Source organism: Rathayibacter sp. AY2B7 (genome assembly GCF_002931635.1).
Taxonomy (GTDB): Bacteria; Actinomycetota; Actinomycetes; order Actinomycetales; family Microbacteriaceae; genus Rathayibacter.
The window spans coordinates 1-1424 of sequence record NZ_PSUC01000216.1; the positions used below are offsets into that span (position 1 = coordinate 1).

Below are 1424 nucleotides of genomic sequence, written 5' to 3' on the forward strand. Positions count from 1 at the left end.
CGACCTGATCTCCGACGAGGTCTTCTTCGACGGCGACGCGCTCGGACCGCTCACGGTGCAGGCGTTCCTCGACGCCCGTGTCCCCGACTGCGCGGGCGGGCCGGTGCCGTGCCTGCGCGACTACGCCGAGGACACCGCGGCGATCACGGCCGACGAGCAGTGCGACGCGCTGCCCGCCGGACGCGACGTCCCGGCCGCGGAGATCATCACCTCGGTCGCCGGCGCGTGCGACGTGAATCCGGCTGTCCTCCTGGTGCTGCTGCAGAAGGAGCAGTCGCTCGTGACCGATCCGGAGCCGAGCGAGCGGCAGTTCCGCAGTGCCACGGGCTACGGCTGCCCGGACACCGCCGATTGCGACACGGACTCCTACGGCTTCGCCGCGCAGGTGTACGGAGCGGCGTGGCAGTTCCAGCGCTACCGGAACCCGGACAGCAGCTTCGACTGGTTTCCGGTCGGCGCGGCCGGCGACGTCCGCTACTCCCCGGACGAGTCCTGCGGCACCGCCCCGGTGACGATCGCCAACGCGGCCACGGCGGGTCTCTACTACTACACGCCGTACCAGCCGAACGCGGCGGCGCTCGCGAACCTCTACGGCGAGGGCGACGACTGCTCGGCCTACGGGAACCGGAACTTCTGGCGCATCTTCAGCACCTGGTTCGGCGACCCCCGCGGCTGAGCCGATCGTCTCGAGCAGGCTCGGCATGACGGACGTCAGGCGGCGACGGGAGCCTTCGGGCGAAGGCGCTTCACGGAGACGCCGGCCAGCTCGCCGAGCTCGGCCATGCTCGCGGCGCCGTGCCGCCGGGCCGCGTGCACGACGATCGCGGCGCACGCCTCGGCGTCGGCCGACGCGTCGTGGTGGCGGAAGTCCTCGAAGCCCGCGGCCATGGCGACGACGGGGAGGCGGTAGGAGTCGAGCTCGTACGTCTTGCGGGCGAGCTGGAGCGAGCAGAGGTAGTCGTACTCGGGGTGCTCGAGGGAGGTCGCCGCGCAGGCCGCGCGGATGACGCCCATGTCGAAGCCGGCGTTGTGCGCGACGAACACGTCCTCGCCGGCGAAGGCCGCGAGGTCGGCGAACTGGTCGACCCAGGAGGCGGCGGCGTGCACGTCGTGCTTGCGGATGCCGTGGATCCGCGTGTTCCACTCGAGGAAGTCGTCGTACCCCAGCGGCGGGCGGATGAGCCAGCCGGCGCGGTCGACGACGCGGCCGTCGCGGACCTTCACGAGCCCGACGGAGCAGGCGGAGGCTCCGTGCGAGTTGGCGGTCTCGAAGTCGATGGCGGTGAAGTCGATGGGCACGCTCCAGCCTCTCACGCACCTCCGACGCCGCCGGGCAGGCGGACCACCATGTCGGCGCGGCCGCGGCCCGCCTCGCCCTCGAGCCCGAACTGCACGTCGAAGTCGACCCGCTGGGTGAGCCCGGC

1 protein-coding gene and 1 pseudogene are annotated in these 1424 nt (G+C 72.3%); one reads left to right on the forward strand and one right to left on the reverse strand.

Features of this window, described 5'->3' with window-relative positions; genetic code table 11:
• Positions 1-676 (forward strand): annotated as a pseudogene (locus tag C5C27_RS18295) (hypothetical protein); the annotation flags it as partial.
• 35 nt (positions 677-711) lie between these two features.
• On the opposite strand, the gene C5C27_RS17485 reads toward C5C27_RS18295, so the two are convergent.
• Entirely contained in the window at positions 712-1299 is a 588-nt protein-coding gene (locus C5C27_RS17485; protein ID WP_104224410.1) for an exonuclease domain-containing protein, read from the reverse strand.
• Between the last annotated feature and the right edge of the window lie 125 nt (positions 1300-1424).